The following is a 26,919-nucleotide window of genomic DNA, read 5'->3' as shown; positions in this document are numbered from 1 at the left end:
CCCCGGACCTGCACGGTCCGGGGCGACTTGCATGTTGAGGGGCCTACAGGCGGGCGGCGGCGACCAGGATGGCGCGGCGTTCGGGGGAGACCGGTTCGTTCTCCAGGCGTTTGCCGGTTTCGGAGGCGTGCAGCATGCCTTCGGCCGAGACGAAGCCGACGTGGTGGACCGGCTTGCCGGGCCGCGCGAAGAAGTACAGGTCACCCGGCTGCACGTCGTCGATCGCGATGTTCTCGAGCCCGTCGGCCTGGTCGTGCGCGTCCCGCGGAGTACGCACCCCAAGCACCCGGCTCACCGTGTGCACTAGACCCGAGCAGTCGAGGCCGTACGCCGATGTCCCACCCCACAGGTACTCGAGCCCCAGGAACTGCGACCCCAACCGCAGCCGGTCCTCAGCAGCACCCGAGCCAGACCGCAGTACGGCGTCCGCCAGCCAACCCGACCCACCATCCGGCGTGGCCACCCGCGTGTACCCGTCCGCATGCTCGACCGACGCGAGCACCGTGGCGAACGACAACTCCGCGAACGCACCCGCGCCCGGCTCAGCAAACAACGGCGCAGTAGGTACGGCGACCGCGACCGGATCGGACGCGGCTCCGGGCAGCTCACCCAGATGGCTCGACGGCACCCAGCCCGGGTACCCGAGCTCATCCTGCGACGACGGCTGCCATGGCGCGACGATCTCCGACCACCCGTCCCGCTCCGACCGCACCAGCACGGGCTCGGCGAACAGCAGTTGGGTCAGGGTTCGGCCGTGCAGGCCGAGGCGGGTCTCGGTGTCCATCGACTTGGCCCATGCGGCCACGTCAGGCTGGGCGGCGATCGCGGGGGCGTCGATGTCCCGGGGTGCATCCGGTGCGGTCCACACTGTACTGACCGGGACTTTGGCGGCGACTAGCTTCATGCGGTCAAGCCTGTCACGCCGAGGCCAGGAGCCGAAGGCAGGCGGATCAGCGCGCCTTCATAGACGATCCCTCCGGCCACCGGGGCGGATCGCAGCCACCACGCCGCGTCCAGGTCGTTGACGGCCGACGTCGGGTACGCCGACACCAGCGCGGCCGCCGCGCCGACCCCGACCGGGCCCTCCATCATCGAGCCGACGATCGACCGGATCCCATGCTCCCGGGCCAACTCCAGCAATGTCCGGGCCGGCCCGAGCCCGCCGCATTTGGCCAGCTTCACGTTCACCATGTCCGCGGCACCGTGGCGAATCACGGCCACCAGATCCCGTACGCCGTACACGGACTCGTCGGCGAGGATCGGCGTACTGACCCGGTCGGTCACCCACGCCATCCCTTCGAGATCGGCTGCGGGCACGGGCTGCTCGACCAGCTCGAGGTCGCAGTCCTCCAGCGCACGGATCGCGTTGACCGCGCCGCGCCGCGTCCAGCCCTGGTTCGCATCGAGGCGCAGTCGCGGCCCAGGCCCGATCGCCTCGCGGATCCGCCGTACCCGCAAGACATCAGCGGCTGCGTCACCGGTGCCGACCTTCACCTTCAGTACGTCGAACCCGTCGGCGACCCGATCACGCGCGGCCGCGGTCAACGCGTCGGCGTCACCGGCCGACAGCGTCACATCGGTCGCTACGGTGTCGATCGTCGAACCGAGGAATCCGTGCAGCGTCTGCCCGCGACGCCGGGCGGCGAGATCGTGCAACGCGACGTCGACGGCACCCTTCGCGCCGAAGTTGCCGACGGCAGCGTTCTGCACCCGTCGCAGCGCTTCGGTCAGGTCATCCGGGCCGAGCCCGTCGAGCGCGGCCGCGATCGGTCCCTCGACGCAGGCCTGTGCACCGGCGAGCGATTCCCCGGTGACCTTCCAGACCTGCGGAGCCTCACCCCATCCGCTCAGCTCCCCGTCGCTGATCTCGACCAGGAGCGAGTCCGCGTGCGTCGCCGTACGCAAGGCCGTCACGAACGGCGTGTGCAGCGGCGCCGACACCAGGTGCGTGGCGATCTTCATCGAACGGCCCCCAGGTCGTGGCGGTGGTTCCAGGCTTCCAGCGCGATCGAAGCGATCAGCTTCTGCGCGTCGGCGTCGGGCAGTTCGGACGTCGTACACACGACCAGGACGAACGGGTCCGCGTCTGCCGGGCGGACGATGCCGCCGTCGTGCCGGATCCGGGTGTCCCAGCCGTTCTTGTGCTCGACCCGGGTGCCGGGCGGCAACAGCGCGGGGATCTCGCCGTTCCACTGGTTGCCGGCCAGCAGGTCGCGCAGGTAGTCGCCGGAGGCACCTTCCTGATTGCCCACCGCAACCAGTACGGCGGCCAGCCCGGCCGGGCTCATCTCGTTGCTGATCCCGGCCCGTTTCGCCGCGACGTCGTCGATCCCGCGCCGGACCCGGCTCGGTCCGGGCCCGAGCTCGGCATCGGCCGCATCGACGCCGACCAGCTCCAGCACCAGGTTCGTGGCGAGGTTGCTCGACCGGGTGATCATCTCGGTCGCCAACCACCCGAGCGACCGCTGCGACCCCAGATGAGTCCACGTGCCCGGCGCGTCGTCCTCGTCCTGGTTCACACCGAACCGCCCACCGGCCGCGGACTCGAAGTCGTTGTGCACCGTCACCGGCTGATCGAGCGCCAGCTCACCCGCCTCGACCTTGCGCATCATCGCCATCGCCACCGGCAACTTCATCGTGCTGGCCGAGTAATGCGTCCGCTCCGCCTGATGCTCGAACACCGGTACGCCGTCCAGCCGGCCCAACCACACCCCGAACTCGCCGCTCCCGTCGACCTCCCGGAGCAACTCCGCGATTCCCATGCCGATCACCCTTACATATCAGCGCCTGGCAGACTTCCCAGGGTGTCCAGAGCGTTGGGTCTCATCCTCGGCTTCGCCGCCGACCGCGTCCTCGGCGATCCCCGCCGCTACCACCCGGTGGCCGGCTTCGGCCAGGTCGCGTCCCGCCTGGAGAGCCGCTGGTACGACGACTCACGCGCGGCCGGTACGTCGTACACCGTCGTCCTCGTCGGTACGGCGACCGCCGCCGGAGCACTCGCGGAACGGCTGACCCGGCCCTGGCCGATCCTGCACACCCTGGTCACCGCCGCCGCGACCTGGACAGTGCTCGGCGCGCGCAGCCTGGACCGCGAGGCCGAGGCGATGGCGGCTCTGCTCGAAGAGAAGGACATCCCGGCTGCCCGGGACCGGCTCAGTCACCTGTGCGCGCGGGACGCGACGAACCTCGAGGCTGACGAGCTCGCCCGCGCGACTGTGGAGTCGCTGGCCGAGAACACCTCCGACGCTTGCGTGGCACCGCTGCTCTGGGGCGGCGTGCTCGGCGTCCCTGGGCTGCTCGGCTACCGCGCCGCCAACACTCTGGATGCGATGGTCGGCTACAAGTCGGCGAAGTACCTCAACTTCGGGTGGGCCGCTGCCCGGCTGGACGACGTACTCAATCTGCTGCCGGCACGGGCGTGTGCTCTGCTGACCGGACTCGCGGCGGGACAGCCGCAGCAGGCGGTCAAGGTGTGGCAGCGGGACGCGTCCAAGCACCCGAGCCCTAATGCCGGTCCGGTCGAGGCGGCGTTCGCTGGTGTGCTCGATCTGCAGTTGGGTGGACGGAACAGCTACGGCGACTATCAGGAGGACCGTGGCACGCTGGGCGATGGACCAACGCCGACGGTCGCGGATGTCCGCCGTACCGCTGCCCTCGCGCGGCGCGTCGGCGTTGCGGCGGTCGGAGTCGCGGCGATCCTGGCACTGGCTGCCCGACGGAAGAGGTGACGATGGATCTGAGCCGGCGACCGCTCCGGATCGTCCTGATCCGGCACGCTGAGTCCGAGGCGAACCTGGACAAGACGATCTTCGAGCGCGTCCCCGACCACGCCATCCCGCTCACCCGGCACGGCCACGAGCAGGCGGCCGAGGCGGGTAAGCGGCTGCGGGAGCTGTTCGAGGACGACCCGGTGCGGGTCTACGTCTCGCCGTACCTGCGGGCCCGGCAGACCCTCGACTCACTCGGTCTCGACGACCTGATCGGCCTCGCCCGCGAGGAACCGCGGCTGCGGGAACAGGACTGGGCCAACTTCCAGGACACCGAGGACATCGAGCGGCAGCAGCAGTTGCGCGACTCATACGGGCACTTCTTCTACCGGTTCACCCACGGCGAGTCCGGCTCCGACGTGTACGACCGGGTGTCCACGTTCCTGGAGACGATGCACCGCGACTTCGAGACGCCGGACGCGCCCCGCAACGTGCTGCTGGTGTCGCACGGGCTGACCATGCGCCTGTTCTGCATGCGTTGGTTCCACTGGTCGGTCCGGTTCTTCGAGACGCTGCGCAACCCGGACAACGCGGAGACCCGGATCCTGCTGCGGCAGCCGGACTTCCGCTACAAGCTGGATCGGCCGTTCGAGCAGTGGACCTCCTACGAGCCGACGGAGCGGGAACGCTCGGCCTGGTTGTAGTTGCGTTCGGAGCGTTCTCGCAGCCGGTTCTCGGTCGGCGGAGGTTGCGTCCGTAGCGTCGTTGTTCATCGGATCCCCATCAGGGCCGCTGAGCTACGCCACGGTCGGGCTCCGCGTGGCCGCCACTGCGAAAGCCTGAGCGTTGATCGCGAGCGCCGGGTAGGGTCCTGGGAAGGGCTACTCGACGGGAGCGACGCATGGTGGTGGACCAGATCCGCGCGGCAACCCAGGACCTGCTGGCCGCGCTGACTCCGGAGCAACTGAAGAAGATTTCGGCACCCTTCGACACACCCGATCACCAGATCTGGACCTACCTGCCCGGTGCCGTCCCGGGCCTGCCGCTGCACGAGTTGTCCGCGGCGCAGGAGGCCCTCGTCGTACGCCTGCTCGAGCTCGTCTACAGCGAACGCGGCCTCGCCGACTTCCGCGCGGTCATGGTGGCCGAGATCATCGTCCGCGGCCTCTCCGATCCGATCGAGGTGGCGGAGAGCGGGGGATGGGCCGGTTCGACGGTCGGCGACCGCTACTACCTTCGCGTGCTCGGCGACCCCGCCGGGACCGAGCCGTGGGCCTGGCGGCTCAACGGCCACCATCTCGCGCTGCACGTCACGCTCGTCGACGGCGCCATCGCGTTCACCCCGCAGTTCTTCGGCTCGAACCCGGCCGAGGTTCGTACCGGCCCGCACGCCGGTCGCCGCTTCCTCGCCGCCGAGCAGGACCTGGGCTTCCAGCTCCTCCACTCCCTCGAGCCCGCGCAACGGTCGGTTGCGGTCGTCTCCGACGAGGCACCCGACGACATCCTCACCCGCCACGACCCGGTCGCCGACGCGTCCCTCCTGCACCGCGGCCTCGTGTACGGCGACATGACCGCGGACCAACGCCAGTTGCTCAGCCTCCTCATCGGCCAGTACGTCGGACGCGCGGCCGGACCGATCGGGTTGCAGACCTGGCAGGACATCACCGACCACGGCATCGAGCGACTCACCTTCGCCTGGGCCGGCGCCACCGAACCCGGCCCGGGCCACGGCCACTACTACTCGATCGCCGGCCCCAGCTTCCTGGCCGAATACGACAACACCCAGGACAACGCCAACCACATCCACTCCGTCTGGCGAGACCTCCGCAACGACTGGGGCACGGACCTACTAGCCGCCCACTACGCCATGCACCGCTGACGTCACGTGGCTGGGGCGCGTTTTCTTTGGAGGCGTTCTGGGTCTGGCCATTTGACGTCGTACGCCCAGCCGAGGCGTTCGAATCGCTTGATGATCCAGGCGTTGATGTCGATCTGTCCCTTGAGGACGCCGTGGCGTGCGCAGGTGGGGTCGGCGTGGTGGAGGTTGTGCCAGGACTCGCCCTGGCTGAGGATGGCGAGCCACCAGACGTTTCCTGATCGGTCGCGGGCGGTGAATGGTTTGTCGCCGGTGACGTGACAGATCGAGTTGATCGAGAACGTGACGTGGTGCATGAGGGCGATGCGGACCAGAGTGCCCCAGAAGAATCCGGTCGCGGCACCGTGCCATGACCTGTCCCACAGTCCACCGATGAACGCCGGTGCCAGCAGCGAGATCGCCGCCAAGCTGCGGAAATGCCGGGAAATCGAGGCCATGTCGCGGTCGTTCAGGAGGTCCGGGGCATAGTGCTTCGGGTCGGCGCGATCTTCACCCCAGAGCACCCACCCGACGTGGGCGAAGATGAATCCTTTGGTCACCGCCCACGCGGTGGTGCCGTAGCGCCAGGGCGAGTGCGGATCGCCCTCTCGGTCGGAGAACTTGTGGTGTTTGCGGTGGTCGGCGACCCAGCGGATAACAGGGCCTTCGAGCGCCATACTGCCGGCGATGGCGAGTCCGATCTTGAGCCCACGCTTGCTCTTGAACGCGCCGTGGGTGAAGCCCCGGTGGTAACCGGCGCCGATGCCGGTGGCCGTGATCACGTAGAACACGACCAGGAGGACGATGTCGTGCCAGCCGATCCAGCCGCCCCAGGCGACGTAGATCCCGGGCAGAAGCGCAAGGGTGGGTACGACGATGAACACCCAGATCAGCCCACGCTCGAGCCTGCCACCAACGGGCTGGAACTCGACCGGAGGCGAATCATCGGAACCTGCTGCTGAAGTCATGGTTCACTCCTGGATGCCGGCTTCGTGTGATCTGGTGGACAGCCGCCGGTTGGTGACCAGTTCGTCGGCCACGATCCGGAGCTTGACGTTGTTGTCTCGTGAATAGCGACGGAGTACGGCGAACGCCTGGTCGGCGTCGATCGCGAAGCGTTCCATCAACAGTCCCTGGGCCTGACCGATCAGTGTGCGGGTCTCCACCGCCTGCGTCAGCGTCGACACCTCCCGGACGCTCGCGACCGCGACTGCGGTGTGCCGGGCCAGCAGACGCGCGGTCGCCTCATCGGCGGCGGTGAATCGGCCCGGAGAGGCCCGATAGATGGTGAGCGCGCCCAGGGTCGACTGGGTGGTGAACAGCCAGACGGTGAGCACATTGCGCAGACCAAGCTCGGCCACCCGTGGACTCCACTGCGGCCACCGCGGGTCGACAACGGTGTCGCAGACCAAGACGCTGTGGTGCTCCCGGCTCACCGGGACACAGGGCCCCTCGCCGTACTCCAGTTGAAGCTGATCAGCCTGCTCCACCCGCCGGTCCGTGACACCGGCCGTCTGCAAACGCCTACCGCGCTGAACCAGGACCACTCCGGCGCAGTCGCACCCGGTGGTGCGCAGCGCGTAGTCCAGCACTCGCGTCATCGTCTCGGCCATGCTCGCCGCGTCGTACATCTCGACCGCCAACTGCGCGAACTCGGCAGCTACGACCACGTCTGTCGCGGGCGAACGTGACCTGGGTCGGTGTCTGTCGGCTGCCAGGCGCTGATGATCCGGAGTGCGTGTGAGAGACATGGGCCCGACTCCCTGCATGACAGAGCATTGGAGGGCCGTCGGGTCTGGGGCGGCCGAGCACGCCGTTCCGAAGCCGGAACCGGTGTGATATTTCGAACGATACCGCCAATCCGCACCGACGGCGCCGCTGAGGCACCGAGCTGTTACTCCACCGTCGGCTAGAGTCAGCGGGGTCATCCGACGGCATCAGCAGGAACCCGGTGTGAGTCCGGGACGGTCCCGCCACTGTGACCACCTCGCGTGGGAGTCAGGAACTGCCGCCGTCGAACCTCCGGACGGGGCGTGGACACCCCGAGGAAGGACCGGTCGCGCATGCTCGCGAACCTCCTGCTGCTCTCCACCGCCGACACCGACCTGCTCGCCGCCGCCGAGGCGGACGCCGGCTGGAAGGTCGCGAACCCCGCCCGGCTCGATCTCGACGCCCTCACTCCGCTGCTCGAGGCCGCCGAGATCGTGGTGGTCCGCCTGCTCGGCGGTCGCCGGGCCTGGGAAGAGGGGCTCGACGCAGTCATCGCGTCCGGCAAGCCGGCGGTGGTGGTCAGCGGCGAGGCGGCGCCCGACGCCGAGCTCATGTCGCTCTCGACCGTGCCCGCCGGCGCGGTCACCGAGGCCCTCGCCTACCTCCGCGAAGGCGGCTCGGAGAACCTGCGCAACCTGGCCGGGTTCCTCCGCGACACGCTGCTACTGACCGGCGACGAATTCGATCCGCCGCGGGCACTACCGGCGTACGGGGTGCGGGGCACGTTCGTCGAGGACGAGCGGCCGGTGGTGGGCATCGTCTACTACCGCGCACACGAGATCTCCGGGAACACCGCCTTCGTCGACGCCCTCGCCGCTGCGGTTTCAAAAGCAGGCGCCCAGCCGCTGCCCGTGTACTGCGGCACACTCCGCGGACTGGATCCGACGTCGGCCGGGAACGCCAGGCTGTTCGAGCTGCTGCGGAAGTGTGACGTCCTCGTCACCACCTTGCTCGCCGCCGGCGGTTCCGTCGCGGCCGACGCGAGCGCGGGCGGTTCGGACGACGCGTGGGACGCGGGTGCGCTCGCGTCGCTCGACATCCCGCTGATCCAGGGTCTCGCGCTGACCTCGACGCGCGAGCAGTGGCTGGCCAGCGACGCGGCGGTGAGCCCGCTGGACGCGGCGACCCAGGTCGCGATCCCCGAGTTCGACGGCCGCATCATCACGATCCCGTTCTCCTTCAAGTCGTACGACGAAGACGGCCTGGCCCGGTATGCGCCGGACCCGGAGCGATGCGATCGACTCGCCGGGACCGCGGTCGCGCACGCCCGGCTCCGGCACGTCCCGGCCGCCGAGAAGCGGCTCGCTCTGGTGCTGTCGTCGTACCCGACCAAGCACGCGCGGATCGGGAACGCGGTCGGTCTCGATACCCCGGCGTCGGCGGTCGTCCTGCTCGGTCAACTCAAGGACGCCGGCTACGACCTCGGTGATCTCGACCTGAGCGAGCTCCAGGGGCCGGACGGTGCGGACGGGCTGATCCATCGGCTGATCGCGGCCGGCGGTCACGACGTCGACTGGCTGACCGACGAGCAGTTGGCCACCGCGGTCGCGAAGATCCCGCTGTCGGTCTATGCCCAGTGGTTCGGCCGCGTCCCGGAATCGTTGCGTGAGGCAATGACCGAGGCCTGGGGTGCGGCGCCCGGCGAGTTGTACGTCGACACGTCCGGTGACGAGCCCGCGATCGCGCTGGCAGCCTTGCGCTTCGGAAACGTCGTCCTGATGATCCAGCCGCCGCGTGGTTTCGGTGAGAACCCGGTGGCGATCTACCACGACCCGGACATGGCGCCGTCGCATCACTATCTGGCGGCGTACCGGTGGCTCGAGGCCCCCGCCGACGAGGGTGGGTTCGGCGCGCATGCCGTCGTACATCTCGGTAAGCACGGGACGCTGGAGTGGCTGCCGGGCAAGGGGATCGGGATGGCGGCCGACTGTGCGCCGGACGCCGTACTCGGGAATCTGCCGATGGTGTACCCGTTCATCGTCAACGATCCCGGCGAGGGGACACAGGCGAAGCGGCGGGCGCACGCGACCGTCGTCGACCACCTGGTCCCGCCGATGGCGCGGGCCGAGACGTACGGCGACATGGCGAAGCTGGAGTATCTGCTCGACGAGTACGCGACCGTGCAGGCGCTCGACCCGGACAAGGTGCCGACGCTGCGGGCCCAGATCTGGACGCTGATCCAGGCGGCGCAGCTGCACCACGACCTGCACACCTCGGAGAAGCCCGAGGACGAAGAGTTCGACGAGTTCGTGCTGCATCTCGACGGGTATCTGTGTGAGATCAAGGACGTGCAGATCCGCGACGGGCTGCACATTCTCGGCGGTGCGCCGACCGGTGAGGCGCGGATCAATCTGGTGCTCGCCGTACTGCGCGCCCGGCAGTTGTGGGGTGGTTCGTACTCGATCGCAGGCCTGCGGACGGCGCTGGGGGAGACCTTCGGCGTCGACGAGGCCGCACTGCTGGCGAACCCGGGCCAAGCCGCAGACCTCGCCGACTTGGCCACGCTCGCGGACCTGCCTGCGGTCAGCGGCGCGGACGGCGTCGACCTGCTGGAGGCGGTCGCGCGGAAGCTCGTCGTCGGGATGGAGACGCTGAGCTGGGATGCGGCGAAGGTCCCGGTGGTCGTCGCCGAGGTGCTCGGTCGCTCCTCGGCTGGGGTCGAGGCCTCGCTGACCTTCGCCGCGACCGAGGTCGTGCCGCGACTGGCCCGGACCGGTGACGAGCTGGCCAACGTACTGCGCGCCTTGGACGGCCGCTTCGTCGAGGCCGGCCCGTCGGGGTCGCCGACCCGTGGGCTGGTCAACGTGCTGCCGACCGGGCGCAACTTCTACGCCGTCGACCCGAAGGCGATCCCGAGCCGCAACGCCTGGGACGTCGGCGTCGCGCTGGCCGACTCGCTCCTGGCCCGGCACCAGGCCGAGACAGGGGAGTGGCCGCGGTCCGTCGGCCTGACGGTCTGGGGTACGTCGGCGATGCGCACGCAGGGCGACGACCTCGCCGAGGTGCTGTGGCTGCTCGGCTGCCGCCCGGTCTGGGACGACGCTTCACGCCGGGTCACCGGGTTCGAGGTTGTTCCTGTTGATGAGCTCGGCCGGCCGCGCGTCGATGTCACCGTGCGGATCTCCGGCTTCTTCCGGGATGCCTTCCCGCATGTCGTCGCGCTCCTGGACGACGCCGTCCGCACGGTGGCTGCCTTGGACGAGTCAGCCGACGACAACTATCTGAAGGCCCATGTCGACGCGGATGTTGCTGCGGGCAACGACGTACGCTCGTCGACGGCACGCGTCTTCGGGTCCAAGCCCGGCTCGTACGGCGCCGGCCTGCTGCCGCTCGTGGACGCGCGGAACTGGCGGACCGACGCCGAGCTGGCCGAGGTGTACGCCGTCTGGGGCGGGTACGCGTACGGCAAGGACCTCGATGGTGCCGAGGCGCGCGGGTCGATGGAGCGCGCGTACGCCCGGATCCAGGTGGCGGCGAAGAACGCGGACACCCGCGAGCACGACATCATGGACTCCGACGACTACTTCCAGTACCACGGCGGCATGATCGCGATGGTCCGCCACCTGACCGGGTCCAACCCGAAGGCGTACGTCGGCGACTCCGCCGTACCCGCGCAGGTGAAGACGCGGACGCTGGAGGAGGAGACCAAGCGGGTCTTCCGGGCCCGGGTAGTGAACCCGCGGTGGATGGCTGCGATGCGGCGGCACGGGTACAAGGGCGCCTTCGAGATGGCCGCGACGGTCGACTACCTCTTCGGGTACGACGCGACCGCGGGCGTGGTCGACGACTGGATGTACGAGACGCTGACGACCGAGTACGTCGCCGATCCGGAGATGGCGGAGTTCTTCCGCAAGTCCAACCCGTGGGCGCGGCACGGGATCGCCGAGCGGCTGCTCGAGGCGGCGCAGCGCGGTCTGTGGTCGGCGCCTTCCCCAGAGGCACTCGAGACGCTGCGTAACGCCGTCCTCGAGACAGAAGGTGACATCGAGGATCGTGGCTGACCGCATGTGATTGGGTAGAGGTATGGCGCCCGAGAATCTGAGAGTCCTGATCACCAACGACGACGGTTACCAGGCTCCGGGGATCCGGGCGCTCGCACCGGCGATCGCCGATCTCGGGTACGACGTCCTCGTCGTGGCGCCGCTGGACGACCAGAGTGGCGTCGGCTCGGCCCGGGCCGGGATGGTCGGGCGACCGATCCGGACCTTGTCGGAGGACGAGGACGGCATCACTTATCACGGCATCGACGGCACTCCGGCGCTCGCGGTGACACTCGCGTCCGTTGGGGCGTTCGGGGCCGCGCCGGACCTGGTCGTCTCGGGGATCAACCGCGGCCACAACATCGGCGTACCGATCTTCCACTCCGGCACCGTGGCCGCCGCCCTGACCGCGGCCGGCCAAGGTCTGTCGGCGGTTGCCATCAGCATCGACTCCGAGGACCCTGCGCATTGGGGCACCGCGGGCGCGGTGGCCGCTGAGGCGCTGACCTGGATCGTGCCGGAGCCGGCCGGGACCGTCCTGACCATCAACGTCCCGGACCGTCCCCTCGACCAGCTGGCCGGCGTACGGCACGCCTCGCTGGCCCCGATCACGCGCTCCCGCATCACCGGCACCACAGCCCCAACCGGCGAACCAATGATCGAACTCGAGCCACCCGCCGCAAACCCAGTCCACAACTCCGACGAAGCCCTCCTAGCCGCCGGCTTCGTCTCCGTAACCCCAATCATCGGCATCCGCGAAGTAAAAGACGACACCGCCGCCACCGCCCTCGCCAAACGCCTCTCCGGCTACAGGTAGCTCAGTAGGTCTGCGTTGCTGCGGACTTGTTGGCCGTCGGGGCCGGTGAGCATGTCTTCGAAGCCGAGGCGTACGTCGTACCCCTTCTCGGAGGCCCAACGCAGTACCGGCCAAGCCCATTCGTTCTCGCCGTGCGCGAGTACGTCGGTCGTCGGGAGTACGGCGAGGGTCGCCTGAGCGGCCGCGATTCCGTCGGATCCCGGTGAGATACCGGGGATGGCTTCGACCAGCACACGGGTGACGGGGCCGCCCCAGGCGACGTAGTCCTCCGCCGCAGCCGGTGTGAACAGACCGGCCTCGATCTCGATCCCGCGCTCGATCAGCAGGTCGGCGATCTGCTCGGCGCCTACCTCGTGGAAGTTCACACTCGCGAAGTCAGGCCCGCGATCCCACTCGGCCAGGAGCGCCAAGCGTTCCCACAGATCCGGGACGATCCCCTCGCGCGTGGACACGCCGATCGGAATGCCGGGACACCGCGTACGCACGGCCTCAACCGCGTCGCGAATATCGGCCCACCGCAGACTCTCCTTCTCGTCCGCCCCACGCGGATGCAGGTGAATCGCCCCCGCCCCGGCCTCAACCGCCGCCTCGGCCTCCCGAGCCAATCCCTCCGGCGTCACCGGCACCGCCGGATGATCAGCCCGCGACCGATCCCCGTTCAGACATGCCTTGACCAGCCGAGCCATGAAACCAAGCTAACGGACAACCCCGCAGCCCGCTTCTGAGCGAGGCGCGGAGGGCGGCCAGTGCCCCGGCTCCGGCGAAGACTTCGGTTCTCTCGTCGGCATCCGCGCGGGCCGGCCAGTCCCGCTGACGCGCACCGAGTCGTAGATCTCTGCTGGTTCCAGGCGATTGCAGCGACCAAGATCCACGACTCGGTGGCTGGAGGGTGTGAACCTCGTCGCTGAGGATGGGGTGGGGGTGTGCCATGATCGGGCCGACGGTTGTGGAGGAACACCGGTGACTGGCTGCGGCCGGGAGTCCGGGGCGGTCCCGCCACTGTGACCGGGGAGACCCGGGAGCCAGGACATCCGCGTCCGTCCGCCGGCCTGCGATCTCCGCGGTACGGCGTACCAGCTGCCGAAGCGGGCGTGGACACCCGCTCGACGAAGGGACCCCGCCGATGCGGCCTGCTCCGATCACCTCCGGCAACCTGCGCTCCGGCGCCTCCGGGTTCCCGTTCACAGCGGTTGTCGGGATGGAGGATCTGCAGCTGGCGCTGATCCTGGCCGCCATCTCACCCGCGATCGGCGGCGTGCTGATCCGCGGCGAGAAGGGCACCGCCAAGTCGACGGCCGTCCGCGCGCTGACCGAGATCCTCCCGCCGGTCGACGTCGTACCCGGCTGCCGCTTCTCCTGCGACCCCGACCACCCGGATCCAGGGTGTCCCGACGGCCCGCATCAGTCGGACGCCGAGGCGTTCACCCGGCCGGCGCGGTTGGTCGAGCTGCCTGTCGGCGCGACCGAGGACCGCGTGCTTGGCTCGCTACATCTGGAGAAGGCGCTGGCCGAGGGCGTCACGGCGTACGAGCCTGGTCTGCTCGCTGCCTCGCATCGCGGGCTCCTGTACGTCGATGAAGTCAACCTCCTGCACGACCACCTGGTCGACGTACTGCTCGACGCCGCCGCGATGGGTCGCGCGACCGTCGAGCGCGACGGCGTGTCCGTCACCCACCCGGCCCGCTTCGTCCTGGTCGGCACGATGAACCCGGAGGAGGGCGAGCTCCGCCCGCAGCTCCTCGACCGCTTCGGCCTGACCGTCGACGTGGTTGCCAGCCGCGATCCCGCCGTCCGCGTCGAGGTCATGCGCGCCCGTCTCGCCTACGAGGCCGACCCGGAGGGCTTCACCGCGAGGTACGAGGGCGCGCAGAGCGAACTCGCCGAGCGCATCGTCAAGGCCCGCGACCTGCTGTCCGAAGTGATCCTGACCGACTCCGCGCTGCGCCAGATCGCCGAGATCTGCGCGTCCTTCGACGTCGACGGCATGCGTGCCGACCTCGTCACCGCACGTACGGCGGTCGCCCACGCGGCCTGGTCGGGCCGGACGGTCGTCGAGGTGGACGACGTACGTGCGGCCGCCAAACTCGCGCTGCCGCACCGCAAGCGCCGCAACCCCTTCGACGCGCCGGGCCTGGACGAGGACCAGCTCGAAGAGGCGATCAACAACAGCACCCCACCCGAGGACCCAGACGACGACCCGGACGGTCCCGGAGGCGGCGGCGCGGACCCGTCCGACCCGGACGGCAGCAACTCCGCCGACCCCGCGGACCGGTCCGACTCCGATCCAGCCGAGCCCGACGCCTCAGACCCGGCCGAGCCTCAGACGCCCGACCCGGCCAAGGACGAGGCGAACGGTCCCAGACCAGGCCCGGCGCCCGTCGGCGAGGTGGTCGGCAGCTCCGAGCCCTTCAAGGCTCGTCTGCTCAGCGTTCAGTCCGCCGGTGCCGGCGTCGCCGGTCGACGGTCGCGAGCGATCACTGACGTCGGCCGCGTGGTGGGGGATCGGCCACGCATCGGACGAGAGTCTGGCCGGCCGCATCTGCTGGCAACCATCCGCTCGGCCGCACCTCACCAGCAGGCGAGGGGGAGGAGTGGTCCAGGCCTTACGGTGCGACCGGCGGACGTCCGGCTCGCTGTCAAGGAAGGCCGTGAAGGCAACCTCGTCCTCTTCGCCGTCGACGCGTCCGGCTCGATGGGCACCAAGAAGCGCATGGGTGAGGTGAAGACGGCGATCGTCTCGCTCCTCCTCGACGCGTACCAACGCCGCGACACGGTCGGCCTGGTCACCTTCGCCGGTGCCACCGCCACGGTCGCGTTGCCGCCCACTGGCAGCGTCGAGACCGCCGTACGACGTCTCGAATCGCTGCCCACCGGTGGACGCACCCCGCTCGCCGAAGGTCTGCTGCAAACGGCCGAGGTACTACGCATCGCCGCGATCCGGGACCCGCGTCGCCGACCCCTGCTCGTGCTCGTCACCGACGGCCGCGCGACGTACGGCGACAACGCGTTTGCCCGCGCCCGTCAGACGGCCGAATGGCTGGCCCGGCAAGGGATCGCCACGGTCGTCGTCGACTGCGAACCGCGTCGCGGCGTCCGGCTCGGGCTGGCCGCGGAGCTCGCCGCCTGCCTGTCGGCGGAGTACCTCGATCTCGGCGATGTTGCCGCCGGCAACCTCGTCCGTACGGTCACCGAGCGGAGCGTCGCCTGATGCCGAAGGGTCAGCCGAGTGTGGTGCCGCAGGACGGCCTGACCACCCGGCAGCGGCGGAACCGGCCGTTGCTGATGGTTCACACCGGTGAGATGAAGGGGAAGTCGACGGCCGCCTTCGGGATGGCGCTGCGCGGCTGGGACCAGGGCTGGAACATCGGCGTGTTCCAGTTCGTCAAGAGCGCGAAGTGGAAGGTCGGCGAGGAGAGCGCCTTCAAGGCCCTCGGTCAGTTGCATGAGGCAACGGGACAGGGCGGGCCGGTCGAGTGGCACAAGATGGGCGAGGGCTGGAGCTGGTCGCGGAAGGCCGGCAGCGAGGAGGACCACGCCGCCGACGCGCTCGAGGGCTGGCGCGAGATCCAGCGCCGGATCAAGGCCGAGACGCATGACCTCTATGTGCTCGACGAGTTCACGTACCCGATGAAGTGGGGCTGGGTCGACGTCGACGAGGTGGTCGACACGCTGGTCAACCGGCCGGGTCACCAGTACGTCGTCATCACCGGCCGCAACGCCGATCAGCGGCTGCTCGACGCCGCCGATCTGGTCACCGAGATGACCAAGGTCAAGCACCCGATGGACGCGGGCCAGAAGGGTCAGAAGGGCATCGAGTGGTGATCCCACGCCTGGTGATCGCGGCGCCCGCCTCGGGCGCCGGGAAGACGACGGTCGCCGTCGGCCTGATGGCGGCGCTGCGGCAGGCCGGGCACACGGTGGCGGGATTCAAGGTCGGCCCCGACTACATCGATCCCGGCTTCCATGCGGTCGCGACCGGGCGGCCGGGGCGGAACCTCGACCCCATGCTGCAAGGCGAGGAGCGGGTCGCCCCGCTGTTCGCGCACGGCGCCGCGGGTGCGGATCTGGCCGTCGTCGAGGGCGTGATGGGCCTGTACGACGGTGCGCTCGGGACCGAGGGTTATGCGTCCACGGCGCACGTCTCGAAGTTGCTCAAGGCACCCGTCGTACTCGTCGTCGACGCCTCTGCGGCTGGTCGAAGTGTCGGTGCCGTCGTCAACGGTTTCGTTGCCTTCGACACCGAGGTGCGGATCGTCGGAGTGATCCTGAACAAGGTCGGCTCGGACCGGCACGAGGCCGAGGTGCGGGCCGGCGTCGCGCCGACCGGCGTACCGGTGCTCGGCGTACTGCGGCGTGACACCCGCCTGACCGTGCCCAGCCGTCATCTCGGCCTCGTCCCGGCCGACGAACAGCGCGAACAGGCCGTCACAGCCGTCGAGGCAGCCGCCGAGCTGGTCCGGAAGGGCGTCGACCTCGAAGCCTTCGTGGCCGCCGCCCGCGCCGCGACGGAGCTCGAGACAGCGGTCTGGGATCCGGCGGCGGAGGTAACGCCCGCGGAGGAAGGACGACCGGTCGTGGCTGTTGCCGGCGGCCCGGTGTTCTCGTTCCGCTATACCGAGACGGCCGAGCTGCTCGCTGCCGCCGGTGCCGAGGTCGTCACCTTCGACCCGCTCGCCGATCCGTTGCCTGAAGCAACCGCGGCGCTGTACCTGGGTGGCGGCTTCCCCGAACTGCACGCCGAGGCCCTGTCTGCCAACGACCAGCTCCGTCGGCAGGTGGCGACCGAGATCGCGGCCGGCCTGCCGGTCGTGGCCGAATGCGCCGGCCTGCTGTACCTCTGTCGCGAGCTCGACGGTCACCCGATGACCGGAGTGCTCCCCGCGACCGGCCGGATGACCGGCAGTCTGACCCTCGGCTACCGGACGGCGATCGCCGCGACCACGACCGCCTTCTTCGACGAAGGCCGCCGCGTCCGCGGCCACGAGTTCCACCGTACGACGGTCGACCTCGACACCGACGTGGATCCGGCCTGGTACCTCCCAGGTGGTGTCGAAGGAATCGCCCAGCCCCGAGTGCACGCGTCGTACCTGCATCTGCATTGGACAGCGACTCCTGACGTGCCGGCACGCCTGGTAGCCGCTGCCCGTGTTCACGCCGGGTTGGAGAAGTGAACCTGGTCGTGGGCGTCGGCCTGCGGTCCGGTACGTCGTACCGCGAACTCCGGGACCTGGTTGACGCCGCACTGGCTGCTGCTGGCGGGGGAGACGTGCGCGTGGTGGTCACAGTCGACGGCCGCGAGAGCGAGCCGGGGCTGCAGCGGTTGGCAGCGTCCCTCAAAGCAGACCTGCACACCACACCACCTGCAGTGCTCGCACGACAGCCCGTGCCAACGCCGAGTGAGCAGGTCCAGCGACTCAAGGGCACGCCAAGCGTTGCGGAGGCAGCCGTACTCGCGGCCGGCGCCGATCTAGTCGTCACCAAGCGCCAATCCATCAACGCCACCGCAGCCGTCGGTCGACTGTCTGCTGCACCCGGCTACCCGCCGAACGAGCGGGACGTGGTGCACCGGGTGATAGCTGAGCGCCGGGACGTACGGCGCGGGTTCGTGAATCAGCCGATCGCGGACGACGTGCTGACCCGGGTGCTGGAGTCCGCACACCGAGCGCCGAGTGTGGGACTCAGCCAGCCGTGGGACTTCCTGCTGATCCGGGACATCGCCACGCGCCGGAAAGTGCACGACCTCGCCACTGCCCAGCGTGACGCGTTCGCCGCGTCCCTACCGCCCGACCGTCGGCAGGCGTTCGACGGGCTGAAGATCGAGGCCATTCTCGACACCCCACTGAACATCGCGGTGACCTGTGACCCCGGCCGTGGCGGCAGGCACGTTCTGGGCCGGCATGCGGATCCACGCACGACCTGGTTCTCAGCGGCCATTGCGATCCAGAACCTCTGGCTTGCCGCCCGTGCCGAGGGGCTCGGCGTCGGTTGGGTTTCTTTCTTCGAGCCTGGCGAGGTCGCGGCTGTACTGGACCTTCCGGCGCACATAGAGCTCGTCGGCTACCTCTGTGTCGGGCATGTGGAGGAGTTCGCGGCCGCACCGGAGTTGGTGCGGACAGGCTGGGCTGCACGTCGTCCACTCGCCTGGGCCGTTCACCACGAGGAGTGGGGTCAGCGGGGCCCCACCTCGATCGAAGGTGACGCGGTACGTGCCGGTGAGAACGCAGTACAGGCTGTTGGTCGTCAGCGGGTGCGAGTGGTCGTGGGTGGCGACCCTGCGGAGTATCTGGGGCAGTCCGACGCTCTCGTCGTACACCTGGGGCCTGAGAAGCCGGTGGCTGACTTCGGTGTGCTCTGGCGGCCTGCGCGTACGCCGGTGGAGGCTGTTGAGCTGGGTGTCGAGGTTGCACGCGACCTGGCGTTGCAGGGGGTCGGGCAGCTCGCCGTACGCGCAGTAGAGCAGTCAGAGCTGGCTGATGGGCTGGTCCGCGGGCTGCGGGCGGGTGCACTGGCGTGTGGAGTGGACTGGGTGAGGTGACACACTCCTCCGCATGACTGATCAAGCGCCCATGTACGTGCCCGCCTTCTCGATGAAGCAGCGGATCACCATGATGGCGAACAAGTACGAGCTGATCGCCACCAACCCCGACGGCACGGACGGTCCGGTGCTGGCGTTCGCGCAGCAGAAGCGGATGGCGTTCAAGGAGCAGGTCACCTTCTACAGCGACGACACCAAGACGCAGGCGGTGTTCTCGTTCAAGGCGCGCAAGGCGATCGACCTCGGCTCCGGGTACGACGTCTTCGACGCGAACGGTCAGCCGATCGGGTGGTTCAAGAAGGAGTTCGGCAAGAGCCTGCTGCGATCCAGCTGGTTGCTGTCCAGCGGTCACCTGCACGCGAGCGGCACGGAGCGTAACGCGACCGTCGCGATCGTCCGCCGGGTCTGGGAGTTCGTTCCGTTCGTCGGCGAGATCCCGCTGCCGTTCATCTTCCACTTCGACTTCACCGAGCAGGAATCGGCACAGCCGGTGCTGTCGGTCGAGCGCAAGGTCTCCGTCCGCGACCGCTACCGGATCACCGTTCAGGATCCCCGCCTGGACTTCCGGGTGGCCGCCGCCATGACCGTTGCCCTGGACGCGCTGCAAAGCCGCTGACATCCGACCGGCGCAGTACGTCGTACACCCGGCGTACTACGCTCGTCGTACACCCCCCTCACTCTTTTGGGTGAAGTGACCCTGAGACCACTTGGTTCCACCCCGTCACGGTGCGAGTCTTGAGGCATGGGCGTAGCGCAGCGGAGTCGACGGTGGTTGGTACCGGTCACGGCAGTCGCAGTGGTCGCGGGGGTGGGCACGCTCGGTCCGGTGGTTGCGGACGCGTCACCCAAGCTCCCCGACATCACCGCGCAGGAGCTGCTGACCAAGGTCCAGACGGCGAAGGTCGACGGCCTGAGCGGCACCGTCCGGTCCGCGGCGGACCTCGGTCTGCCCGCGCTGCCCGGGGTCGAAGGCGGCAGCCAGATCCCCGACCTGCTGACCGGCGAGCACACCGCCCGGGTCGCCTTCGCGAGCCCGGACAAGGCACGCGTCTCCGTCCTGGACAGCATGGCCGAGCGGGTCTGGACGACCGACGGCAAGACCGCCTGGGCCTATGACTCCTCCGAGCGTGAGGCCGTCAAGCTGACGTTGCCGGCCCGGACCAACCGGCCGAGCAAGCCTGAGGTCAAGCCGGAGTCGTACGATCCGTCCGCGGTCGCCAAGCAGTTCTTGGCCGCGATCGACCCGACCACCAAGGTCGAGGTGAACGGGACCGACAAGGTGGCTGGCCGGGATGCGTACAAGCTGCGCCTGGTGCCGAAGACCGACAAGTCCACGGTCGGTTCGGTCACGCTGGCGATCGACTCGAAGACCTGGGTCCCGCTCGAGGTGACGGTGATGCCCCGCACCGGGTCGGACCCAGCCGTGCAACTCGGCTTCTCCTCGGTGTCGTTCGACGTACCGGCGGCCAGCACGTTCACGTTCACCCCGCCGAAGGGTGTGAAGGTGAAGGAGGAGAAGGTTCCTGCCAATCGTCAGGCCCCGACTCCGGTCAAGCCGCCGTCGGGCATCGACAAACCCGTCAAGCCGAGTGGTGACGACAAGCCGACGGTGATCGGTGAGGGCTGGGAGAGCGTGGTCGCGTTCCGCGATGTGGAGCTGACCCGCACCGGTCCGCTCGGACAACTGCTCGCGAACGCCCGGACCGTCGAGGGTTCCTGGGGCAAGGGCAAGATCCTGACCAGCAAGATGGTCAACGCCCTGATCACCGACGACGGCCGTGTCCTGGTCGGAATGGTCAGCCCGGACACTCTGGTCGCCGCCGCACCGAAGGCGCCGCGCTAACCGTGGCAGGCCCCACCTCGCCGCCTGTGGTGACACGGGGGCTGACCAAGCGGTTCAGAGGCGGGCAGGTCGCGGTGGACGCGGTCGACCTCGCGGTGCCGGCCGGGAGCGTGTTCGGGTTCCTTGGGCCGAACGGGTCCGGGAAGACGACGACGATCCGGATGCTGCTCGGCCTGATCACGCCGACGGCGGGGTCGGTCGAGCTGCTGGGGGAGTCGATGCCGAAGGCCCAGCTGCGGGTGCTGCCGCGAGTCGGTGCGCTGGTCGAAGGGCCGGCGTTCTACCCGTTCTGGAGCGGGCAGGCGAATCTGCTCCGGTTCGACGCGGCGGACCGGACGGCTGATCCACAGACCCGGAAGGCGCGGGCTGGGCAGGCGCTCGAGCGGGTCGGACTGTCCAACGCGGCGAACAAGAAGGTCCGCGCCTACTCACTCGGCATGCGGCAGCGGCTGGCCATCGCGGTCGCGCTGATGCAGCGCCGCGAGCTGCTGGTCCTCGACGAGCCGACCAACGGCCTCGATCCGCAGGGTACCCGCGAAGTCCGCCACCTGATCCAGGAGCTCGCGAGCGACGGCACGACCATCTTCACCTCGACCCACCTGCTGGCCGAGGTCGAGCAGGTCTGCACCCACGCCGCCGTGATGAGCCGCGGCCGCCTCGTCCGCCAGTCCACCGTCGCCGAGCTTCGCTCCGAGCTCCGGCCCCGGTTGGTCGTGCGTACGCCGGACATCGGCCAGGCCGCCGAGACCCTGAAGAGCCTCGGTGTCACCGACCTCAAGACCACGGCCGAGACCGTCGAAGGCGACGCCGGTGAGCTCCCGATCGACAAGTTCGCCGCCGCCCTGGTCGCCGCCGATGTTCGCATCCACGGGTTCGGCCTGGAACGCCCCAGCCTCGAAGACGCCTTCGTGGCCCTGACCGGAGAAGGCTTCGATGTCGCCGAGTGAGCTGTCGCCGGACGTGGTGACTGCGGAGACCGTGGACCTCCGGCCGAGGCCCGGGCGGCACACGCTGGCGCTCTTCAGGTCCGAGCTGCATCTGGTGTTCGGCCGGGCCCGGACCTGGGTGCTGCTCGCCGTCCTCGCCGCGGTGCCGGTGATGATCGGTGTCGCGATCAAGCTGTCCGGGTCCGAGGGCGACGCCGAGGGGTTCATCGGCCAGGTCGCCGGGAACGGGTTCTTCCTGATCGTGGCGAGCCTGGCGGTCTCGCTCCCGTTCTTCCTGCCGACGGCCATCACGGTCGTGGCGGGGGAGTCACTCGCCGGCGAGTCGAGTCTCGGCACGTTCCGCAACCTGCTCACCGCTCCGGCCGGCCGGTCCCGGCTGCTCGCCGCGAAGATGGTCGCGCTCGCCGTGTTCTGTCTGGCCGCGACGCTGGTCATCTGGCTGTCCGGGCTGATCGCGGGCATGGTGCTGTTCCCGGTCGGCGACGTCCTCCTGCTCTCGGGGACGACGGTCTCGCTCGGCGACGGACTGGTCCGCGCGCTCGGTATCGCCGTACTGATCGGGCTGTCGATGCTCGGGCTGGCCGGTATCGGGCTGTTCGTCTCGTCGCTGACGTCGACCCCGCTGGCGGCGATGGCAGCCACGTTCGGCTCGTTCATCGTGTGCGGGATCCTGAGCGCGATCCCGCAGATCGACGTGATCCACCCGTGGCTGCTGATGTACGGCTGGCCGTCGTTCGCCGATCTGTTGCGCGATCCGCCGTACTGGGACGCGATCGGCCGCAACCTGCTCCTGCAGGGCGCCTATCTGGCCGTGTTCTACGCCGCTGCCTGGGCCCGCATCACCAGTCGGGACATCAACGGCTGAGACGCCCTCTGGGACAATGGAGCGGTGGATGCCGACCTGGTCGCCGTACTGCGCTGTCCCGTCTGCGGTGACGCGCTCGCGCTGAACGCCCGGACGGCGAGCTGTTCGCACGGCCACGCGTACGACCTGGCCAAGCAGGGCTACCTCAATCTGTTGCCCTCGGCATCCACCGGGATCGACGGCGACTCGGCCGCGATGATCGGCGCGCGGACGGTCTTCCTCGGCCTCGGCCACTACGAACCGATCCGCGACGCCCTGATCCTCGCCGCCAACCTGGGGGACGACGACTTGGTCGTGGAGGTCGGCGCCGGCACCGCCTACTACCTGGCCGGCGTCCTCGGGACCGCGGCCCGCCGGCGGGGGATCGCGCTGGATGTCTCGCGGTACGCCGCCCGGCGGGCAGCCAAGGTGGACCCGCGGATCGGGTCGGTCGTCTGCGACGCGTGGCAGGAGTTGCCGTTGCTGGACGATTCGGCGCAGCTGATGCTGAACGTGTTCGCTCCGCGCAACGCCGCCGAGATGGCCCGCGTCCTCGCGCCCGGCGGCACACTGCTCGTGGTGACGCCGAACCAGGAGCACCTGGCCGAGTTGGTCGGCGTACTCGGCCTGGTCAAGGTCGACGAAGAGAAGGAACGACGCCTGCAGGAGTCACTGGCCGGCAAGTTCGAGCAGACCGGGAGTGAGGTCGTCGAAGAGACGATGCGGCTCGACCGGACCGCGATCGAGCAGTTGGTGCTGATGACGCCGAGTGCGCGGCATGTGAATCACCGCGAGATGGCGGCCAAGATCGCTGTACTGCCGGAGCCCGGGATGGTCACGTTGTCGGTCACGCTGTCCACCTGGCGGGTCGCCTGAGTGATGCCGGCTCGAGCTCGGCACCACGGGCGCGCCCAGGATCAAGCCAGGGTCAGGCGGCGTCGGCGGTGAGTTCGCGGGCCACCACGGTGCCGTGCTTTTCGGCGGTGACGTGGGCCTCGGACTCGGAGACCTTGGATGCGTCGATGAGCTCCTCCATCCCGGGGGTGACCGGGGCCAACGTGAGCTCAGCGGCAGCGGTACGGAGGTTCATACCGAAGACATCGCCGAAGATGCGCTCCAGGTACGGCGTCGCGTGGTCCCAGCCGTGCTTCGGGGTGCCGGGGCTGTAGCCGCCGCCACGGGCGAGCGTGAGGATGACTGGACGGCCGGCCACCGGGCTCGGGCCGTAGACCAGCTGGGGGTCGATCATCAGCAGGTCGATCCAGGTCTTCACGTGCTGGGAGATGCCGTAGTTGTACAGCGGTACGGCGAGCAGGACCGCGTCGGCGTTCTTGATCTCGGCGGCGAGTTCCTCGGCCAGCGCGGTGGCCTCGGCGAGGTTCGGGCCGGTCTCGGCGCCGAGCTTGGCGGCCACCAGGGCCGGCCAGGCGTCCGCCGGAAGCGGGTGCAGACCGATGTCGCGCCGTACCACGACACCGTCCGGGTGCTCCGCCTTCCAGGCGGCCTCGGCGCTATCCGCCAGGGCACGGCTGACCGATCCGTCCAGCCGGACGCTGGCGTCGACGCGTAGCAGGGTGGTCATCTCAGATTCTCTCCATCATGTGAGGGGGCTCAGACGAGCTGTACTGAAGATAGTCTGTGAAGCAGAACATATTCAAGCCAGATCGTATTCCGAGTGGCGTACACCACGTACGATGGGGACATGACCAGTACTTCGCCCGACGTCAAGGGCCGGATCGCCCGCGAGGTGGCGCGTCGGTCTGCCGGCGGAATGGAGCCGCGCGCGACCAGCGGCGCCCCGGTCGAGTCCGACCTGGGCTGGGCGCTGGGCGTCGTGTTCCGCCGGTACGCGAAGGCGGCTGCCGCCGCGCTGGACGACGTACCCGGTGGCCCACGGGGTTATCAGGTGCTGGCGACCACGGTGGCCGAAGGCCCGCGGCGACAGCTCGATCTGGCCGCGCAGCTCGGCGTGGACCGGACTGTGATGACGTATCTGCTGGACGACTTGGAGAAGGCCGAGCTGGTGCAGCGGCAGCCGGATCCGGCTGACCGGCGGGCCCGGTTGATCGTGCCGACGGAGCAGGGCAAGGAGACCCTGTGTGATCTGGAGCGGCGTCTGTCGACGGCCGAGGACGAGATCCTGGGCAGCCTGGACCAGGCCGAGCGCTCCAGCTTCCGCTTGCTGCTGCAGCGGGTGGCGATGAAGGCCCAGGCGATCGACCCGATCCACAACGCCTGTGACCTGGCCGAAGCGGACGACCCCGCCACGACCTAGGAGCAGATGCCTCAGCCGCTGGACCTCATGCTGCGGACCTCAGTGCAGTGGGACGAAGCCTGACTCGTAGGCGCGGATCACGGCCTGGGTGCGGTCCCGGGCGTTCAGCTTGGCGAGCACGTTCGCGACGTGGGTCTTGACCGTCTGCAGGCCGAGGATCAGTTCGGTCGCGATCTCCGCGTTCGACAGCCCCTTGGCCATCAGGCGCAGGACCTCCTGCTCCCGATCGGTCAGCTGGTACTCGTCCAGCCCGGCCGGACGCGACGGCTGCGCACCGACGTGCGCGAGCGCCAGCGTCCGGATCGCCTCGGGGAAGAGCAGTGACTCGCTCCCGGCGACCGTCCGGATCGCCGCGATGATGTCGTCCGGCGGCGTCCGCTTCAGCAGGAACCCGGACGCGCCCGCGCGCAGAGCGTCGTACACGTAGTCGTCGTTCTCGAACGTCGTCACCACCAGCACGCGCGGCGCGGGATCGAGGTTCTCCAGCAGCAGCCGGGTCGCCTGGATGCCGTCGACCGCGGGCATCCGGACATCCATCAGGACGACGTCCGCACCGGTACGACGTACGACCGGCAGCACCTCCGCACCGTCGCCGGCCTCACCGACGACCGCGAGGTCGGGTTCGGCGTTGATGATGGCGCGCAGCCCGCTCCGGATCAGCGGCTCGTCGTCGACCACGACCACCGACAGGTTCATCTCATCCCTTCGTCGTCACCGAGACCGGCAGGGTCACCGCGAGCCGCCACTGGTTTCCGACCAGGCCGGCGTCGACGGTGCCACGCAGTACGGCGACTCTTTCACGGATGCCGGCCAGGCCGCGGCCACCACCGGCATGGTCCGACGCGCCGCTGACCGGGTTGGTCAGCTCGAGGCGCAGCCCGGACGTGTCCAGCCGGATCGACAGGTCGACCGTGAGCTCGTCGGCCGGACGGCCCGCGTGCCGGATCGCGTTGGTGAAGCCTTCCTGGACGATGCGGTAGGCCTCTCGGGACACCGCCGCCGGGAGCTGACTCAGGTCGCCGTCGCGGCGGACCTCGACGGCGATCCCACCGGCCCTGGTGGCGTCGACCAACCGGGCGAAATCGTCCAGCGTCGCCTGCGGTGAGGTCCGCGAACCGGGCCGTCGGTCGTCGCGCAGGAGGCCGAGAACGTGGTCGAGGTCGGCCAGCGCGTTGCGGGCCGAGGTCTCCATCGCCGCCAGCGCGGTCTCGGCGAACTCCGGATCGGTCGCCAGCACCCGGCGCGCCGCGGCCGCCTGGATGGTGACCAGGCTCAGCGCGTGCCCGACGCTGTCGTGCAGCTCCCGGGCCAGACGGTTGCGCTCGGCAAGCATCGCCGTACGGCGCTCGAGCAGTTCGATCCGCTCCGCCGGCGTCGGACCGAGGACGCGTGGCGCGAGGTAGGCGAGCAGCGCACCCACCGCGGACGACAGGAAGAACAGTGCGACGATCCCGGCCAGCGCGACGGCTGGCATCCACAGATCGGACCAGCCGCCGCTGATCTCGTAGGAGACGTCCGGGAACAGTTCGTGCCGGCCGGGGGAGCGGAACGGTGCCGCGAGCAACACCGCGCCGACGCCGAACACGATCGTGCTGAGGATGCCGACGATGCCGCCGGTGACCAGGTGCAGGCAGAACCAGGTCGCCGTACGGCGCCGCTGCGCCCAGGTCCGGGCCGGGCCGAGCGGACGTTCCTCGAACCGGACGCCGAGCAGCGATTCGACCGCGATGCCCTCGACCTCGCGGACCGCGGGCAGGATGCCGAGTGCGATCGGCGGTCCGACGATCAGGATCGCGATCACGATAACGCTGACAACGGCCGGCAGGTCGAGATCCTGGGCCAAGGCGCCCAGCGCGCTGTCGACCAGGATGAACGCCAGCACCAGCGCCGCGCCGAGCAGCAGATAGACCCACCGCAGGTACGTCGACGCCCGGCCCAGGCAGGTGAAACCCCGCACCAGGTACGACGCCGTACGCGCGAACCGGCCTGCCGGACGCGTCGTGCCGCGCCCGGAAGCCGCCGACCCACGCACCAGCTCGTCCACCACCTGTCCATCGTCCCAAACCACTGCTCGCCCCACCTCCCTCCCCGGAGTGAACCCGCTCGAGGGCCCTGCGGAGGCGCTTGTCGGAGGCAAGAAGTTGAGGTCCCCGACGGTTAACCCTTGACTGTTCGGCGGACACGTGGGGTGGATCACTCGCCACGGAGGGTTTACGCAAATTTGACGGGGGAAGGACGGCTTCGGAGCCCGATGGGCGTCGCGATCTGCTGTCCGGGCGGGTACGGTCTGTGGTCGGGGCGGGATGCCCGTCCGGTGCGGACAGGTATGGGGAACGGCTCCAGGAC

General features: G+C 69.5%; 24 protein-coding genes and 2 riboswitches. Of the genes, 15 read left to right on the top strand and 9 right to left on the bottom strand.

All coding sequences use genetic code 11. The features are described 5' to 3' along the window. Window positions 1–43: 43 nt before the first annotated feature. The 3 genes from V9K99_RS18300 to V9K99_RS18290 are packed head-to-tail and all read right to left on the bottom strand — an operon-like array spanning window position 44 to window position 2,762. Window positions 44–904, bottom strand: a complete 861-nt coding sequence (locus V9K99_RS18300) for a C40 family peptidase (protein ID WP_336999577.1) — start codon at window positions 902–904, stop codon at window positions 44–46. After that, entirely contained in the window at window positions 901–1,962 is a 1,062-nt protein-coding gene (locus tag V9K99_RS18295; protein ID WP_336999579.1) for a mandelate racemase/muconate lactonizing enzyme family protein, read from the bottom strand. The genes V9K99_RS18300 and V9K99_RS18295 overlap by 4 nt, the downstream gene beginning before the upstream one ends. Then, on the bottom strand, window positions 1,959–2,762 hold the full coding sequence (locus V9K99_RS18290) for a serine hydrolase (RefSeq protein ID WP_336999581.1): 804 nt from the start codon (window positions 2,760–2,762) through the stop codon (window positions 1,959–1,961). Before V9K99_RS18290 ends, V9K99_RS18295 begins: the two co-directional genes overlap by 4 nt. Window positions 2,763–2,804: 42 nt before the next feature. Here V9K99_RS18290 and V9K99_RS18285 point away from each other — a divergent pair, with 42 nt between their 5' ends. The 3 genes from V9K99_RS18285 to V9K99_RS18275 all read left to right on the top strand — a co-directional run bounded on the left by V9K99_RS18285 (window position 2,805) and on the right by V9K99_RS18275 (window position 5,586). Then, window positions 2,805–3,728, top strand: coding sequence for a cobalamin biosynthesis protein (locus V9K99_RS18285; protein ID WP_336999583.1), 924 nt, complete (start codon window positions 2,805–2,807; stop codon window positions 3,726–3,728). A gap of 2 nt (window positions 3,729–3,730) precedes the next feature. After that, window positions 3,731–4,411, top strand: coding sequence for a phosphoglycerate mutase family protein (locus tag V9K99_RS18280; RefSeq protein ID WP_336999585.1), 681 nt, complete (start codon window positions 3,731–3,733; stop codon window positions 4,409–4,411). Window positions 4,412–4,608: 197 nt separating this feature from the next. Continuing rightward, a complete protein-coding gene (locus V9K99_RS18275; RefSeq protein ID WP_336999587.1) occupies window positions 4,609–5,586 on the top strand; it encodes a DUF3500 domain-containing protein in 978 nt (325 codons plus the stop codon). Window positions 5,587–5,588: 2 nt separating this feature from the next. Here the strand turns inward: V9K99_RS18275 and V9K99_RS18270 are convergent, their stop codons facing one another. Together V9K99_RS18270 and V9K99_RS18265 are read right to left on the bottom strand one after the other, a co-directional pair. After that, a complete protein-coding gene (locus V9K99_RS18270; protein ID WP_336999589.1) occupies window positions 5,589–6,530 on the bottom strand; it encodes an acyl-CoA desaturase in 942 nt (313 codons plus the stop codon). Window positions 6,531–6,533: 3 nt separating this feature from the next. Further along, window positions 6,534–7,232, bottom strand: coding sequence for a GAF and ANTAR domain-containing protein (locus tag V9K99_RS18265; RefSeq protein WP_336999591.1), 699 nt, complete (start codon window positions 7,230–7,232; stop codon window positions 6,534–6,536). 231 nt (window positions 7,233–7,463) lie between these two features. Then, window positions 7,464–7,590: riboswitch (cobalamin riboswitch) on the top strand. Window positions 7,591–7,625: 35 nt separating this feature from the next. Here V9K99_RS18265 and cobN point away from each other — a divergent pair. Then, the gene (gene cobN / locus V9K99_RS18260) at window positions 7,626–11,333 is read left to right on the top strand and encodes a cobaltochelatase subunit CobN (protein ID WP_336999593.1); all 3,708 of its coding nucleotides are present in this window, start codon (window positions 7,626–7,628) and stop codon (window positions 11,331–11,333) included. A gap of 22 nt (window positions 11,334–11,355) precedes the next feature. Then, entirely contained in the window at window positions 11,356–12,129 is a 774-nt protein-coding gene (surE, locus tag V9K99_RS18255) for a 5'/3'-nucleotidase SurE (RefSeq protein ID WP_336999595.1), read from the top strand. Here surE and V9K99_RS18250 read toward each other — a convergent pair. After that, complete coding sequence (locus V9K99_RS18250; protein WP_336999597.1) at window positions 12,120–12,815, bottom strand: 3-keto-5-aminohexanoate cleavage protein; 696 nt, start codon at window positions 12,813–12,815, stop codon at window positions 12,120–12,122. The two genes, surE and V9K99_RS18250, sit on opposite strands and share 10 nt — an antisense overlap. A gap of 241 nt (window positions 12,816–13,056) precedes the next feature. Then, window positions 13,057–13,182, top strand: a riboswitch (cobalamin riboswitch). Between the two features lie 70 nt (window positions 13,183–13,252). Here V9K99_RS18250 and V9K99_RS18245 point away from each other — a divergent pair. From V9K99_RS18245 to V9K99_RS18205, 9 genes are all read left to right on the top strand, one after another. After that, window positions 13,253–15,337, top strand: coding sequence for a putative cobaltochelatase (locus V9K99_RS18245; protein WP_336999599.1), 2,085 nt, complete (start codon window positions 13,253–13,255; stop codon window positions 15,335–15,337). Continuing rightward, window positions 15,337–15,951, top strand: coding sequence for a cob(I)yrinic acid a,c-diamide adenosyltransferase (gene cobO, locus V9K99_RS18240; protein ID WP_336999601.1), 615 nt, complete (start codon window positions 15,337–15,339; stop codon window positions 15,949–15,951). Before V9K99_RS18245 ends, cobO begins: the two co-directional genes overlap by 1 nt. After that, window positions 15,945–17,300 carry a cobyrinate a,c-diamide synthase gene (locus V9K99_RS18235; RefSeq protein WP_336999603.1) on the top strand — a complete coding sequence of 452 codons (1,356 nt, stop codon included), beginning with the start codon at window positions 15,945–15,947 and terminating at the stop codon, window positions 17,298–17,300. Before cobO ends, V9K99_RS18235 begins: the two co-directional genes overlap by 7 nt. After that, window positions 17,297–18,664 (top strand): 5,6-dimethylbenzimidazole synthase, encoded by a 1,368-nt coding sequence (gene bluB, locus V9K99_RS18230; RefSeq protein WP_336999605.1) that lies wholly within the window; start codon window positions 17,297–17,299, stop codon window positions 18,662–18,664. Before V9K99_RS18235 ends, bluB begins: the two co-directional genes overlap by 4 nt. A gap of 13 nt (window positions 18,665–18,677) precedes the next feature. After that, window positions 18,678–19,280 carry a hypothetical protein gene (locus tag V9K99_RS18225; RefSeq protein ID WP_336999607.1) on the top strand — a complete coding sequence of 201 codons (603 nt, stop codon included), beginning with the start codon at window positions 18,678–18,680 and terminating at the stop codon, window positions 19,278–19,280. A 126-nt stretch (window positions 19,281–19,406) separates the two neighbouring features. After that, window positions 19,407–20,507 (top strand): LolA family protein, encoded by a 1,101-nt coding sequence (locus V9K99_RS18220; RefSeq protein ID WP_336999609.1) that lies wholly within the window; start codon window positions 19,407–19,409, stop codon window positions 20,505–20,507. Window positions 20,508–20,533: 26 nt separating this feature from the next. Then, a complete protein-coding gene (locus V9K99_RS18215; RefSeq protein WP_336999611.1) occupies window positions 20,534–21,454 on the top strand; it encodes an ABC transporter ATP-binding protein in 921 nt (306 codons plus the stop codon). Beyond that, window positions 21,441–22,319: an ABC transporter permease gene (locus V9K99_RS18210; protein WP_336999613.1), complete on the top strand. Its 879-nt coding sequence runs from the start codon at window positions 21,441–21,443 to the stop codon at window positions 22,317–22,319. The genes V9K99_RS18215 and V9K99_RS18210 overlap by 14 nt, the downstream gene beginning before the upstream one ends. A 24-nt stretch (window positions 22,320–22,343) precedes the next feature. Next, window positions 22,344–23,174, top strand: a complete 831-nt coding sequence (locus V9K99_RS18205; RefSeq protein ID WP_336999615.1) for a putative RNA methyltransferase — start codon at window positions 22,344–22,346, stop codon at window positions 23,172–23,174. 52 nt (window positions 23,175–23,226) lie between these two features. On the opposite strand, the gene V9K99_RS18200 is transcribed toward V9K99_RS18205, so the two are convergent. Next, a complete protein-coding gene (locus tag V9K99_RS18200; protein WP_336999617.1) occupies window positions 23,227–23,880 on the bottom strand; it encodes an FMN-dependent NADH-azoreductase in 654 nt (217 codons plus the stop codon). Window positions 23,881–24,000: 120 nt separating this feature from the next. Here V9K99_RS18200 and V9K99_RS18195 point away from each other — a divergent pair, with 120 nt between their 5' ends. Continuing rightward, window positions 24,001–24,573, top strand: coding sequence for a MarR family winged helix-turn-helix transcriptional regulator (locus tag V9K99_RS18195; RefSeq protein ID WP_336999619.1), 573 nt, complete (start codon window positions 24,001–24,003; stop codon window positions 24,571–24,573). A gap of 39 nt (window positions 24,574–24,612) precedes the next feature. Here the strand turns inward: V9K99_RS18195 and V9K99_RS18190 are convergent, their stop codons facing one another. Both V9K99_RS18190 and V9K99_RS18185 read right to left on the bottom strand, forming a co-directional pair. Further along, entirely contained in the window at window positions 24,613–25,269 is a 657-nt protein-coding gene (locus V9K99_RS18190; RefSeq protein WP_336999621.1) for a response regulator transcription factor, read from the bottom strand. A gap of 1 nt (window position 25,270) precedes the next feature. Then, window positions 25,271–26,620 (bottom strand): sensor histidine kinase, encoded by a 1,350-nt coding sequence (locus tag V9K99_RS18185; protein ID WP_336999623.1) that lies wholly within the window; start codon window positions 26,618–26,620, stop codon window positions 25,271–25,273. Between the last annotated feature and the right edge of the window lie 299 nt (window positions 26,621–26,919).

The sequence above is a fragment of the Kribbella sp. CCNWLW201 genome, assembly GCF_037203805.1.
In the GTDB taxonomy this organism is placed as follows: Bacteria; Actinomycetota; Actinomycetes; order Propionibacteriales; family Kribbellaceae; genus Kribbella.
The sequence above is the reverse complement of the archived record's forward strand: the minus strand, read 5'-3'. Positions and strand labels throughout refer to the sequence as shown.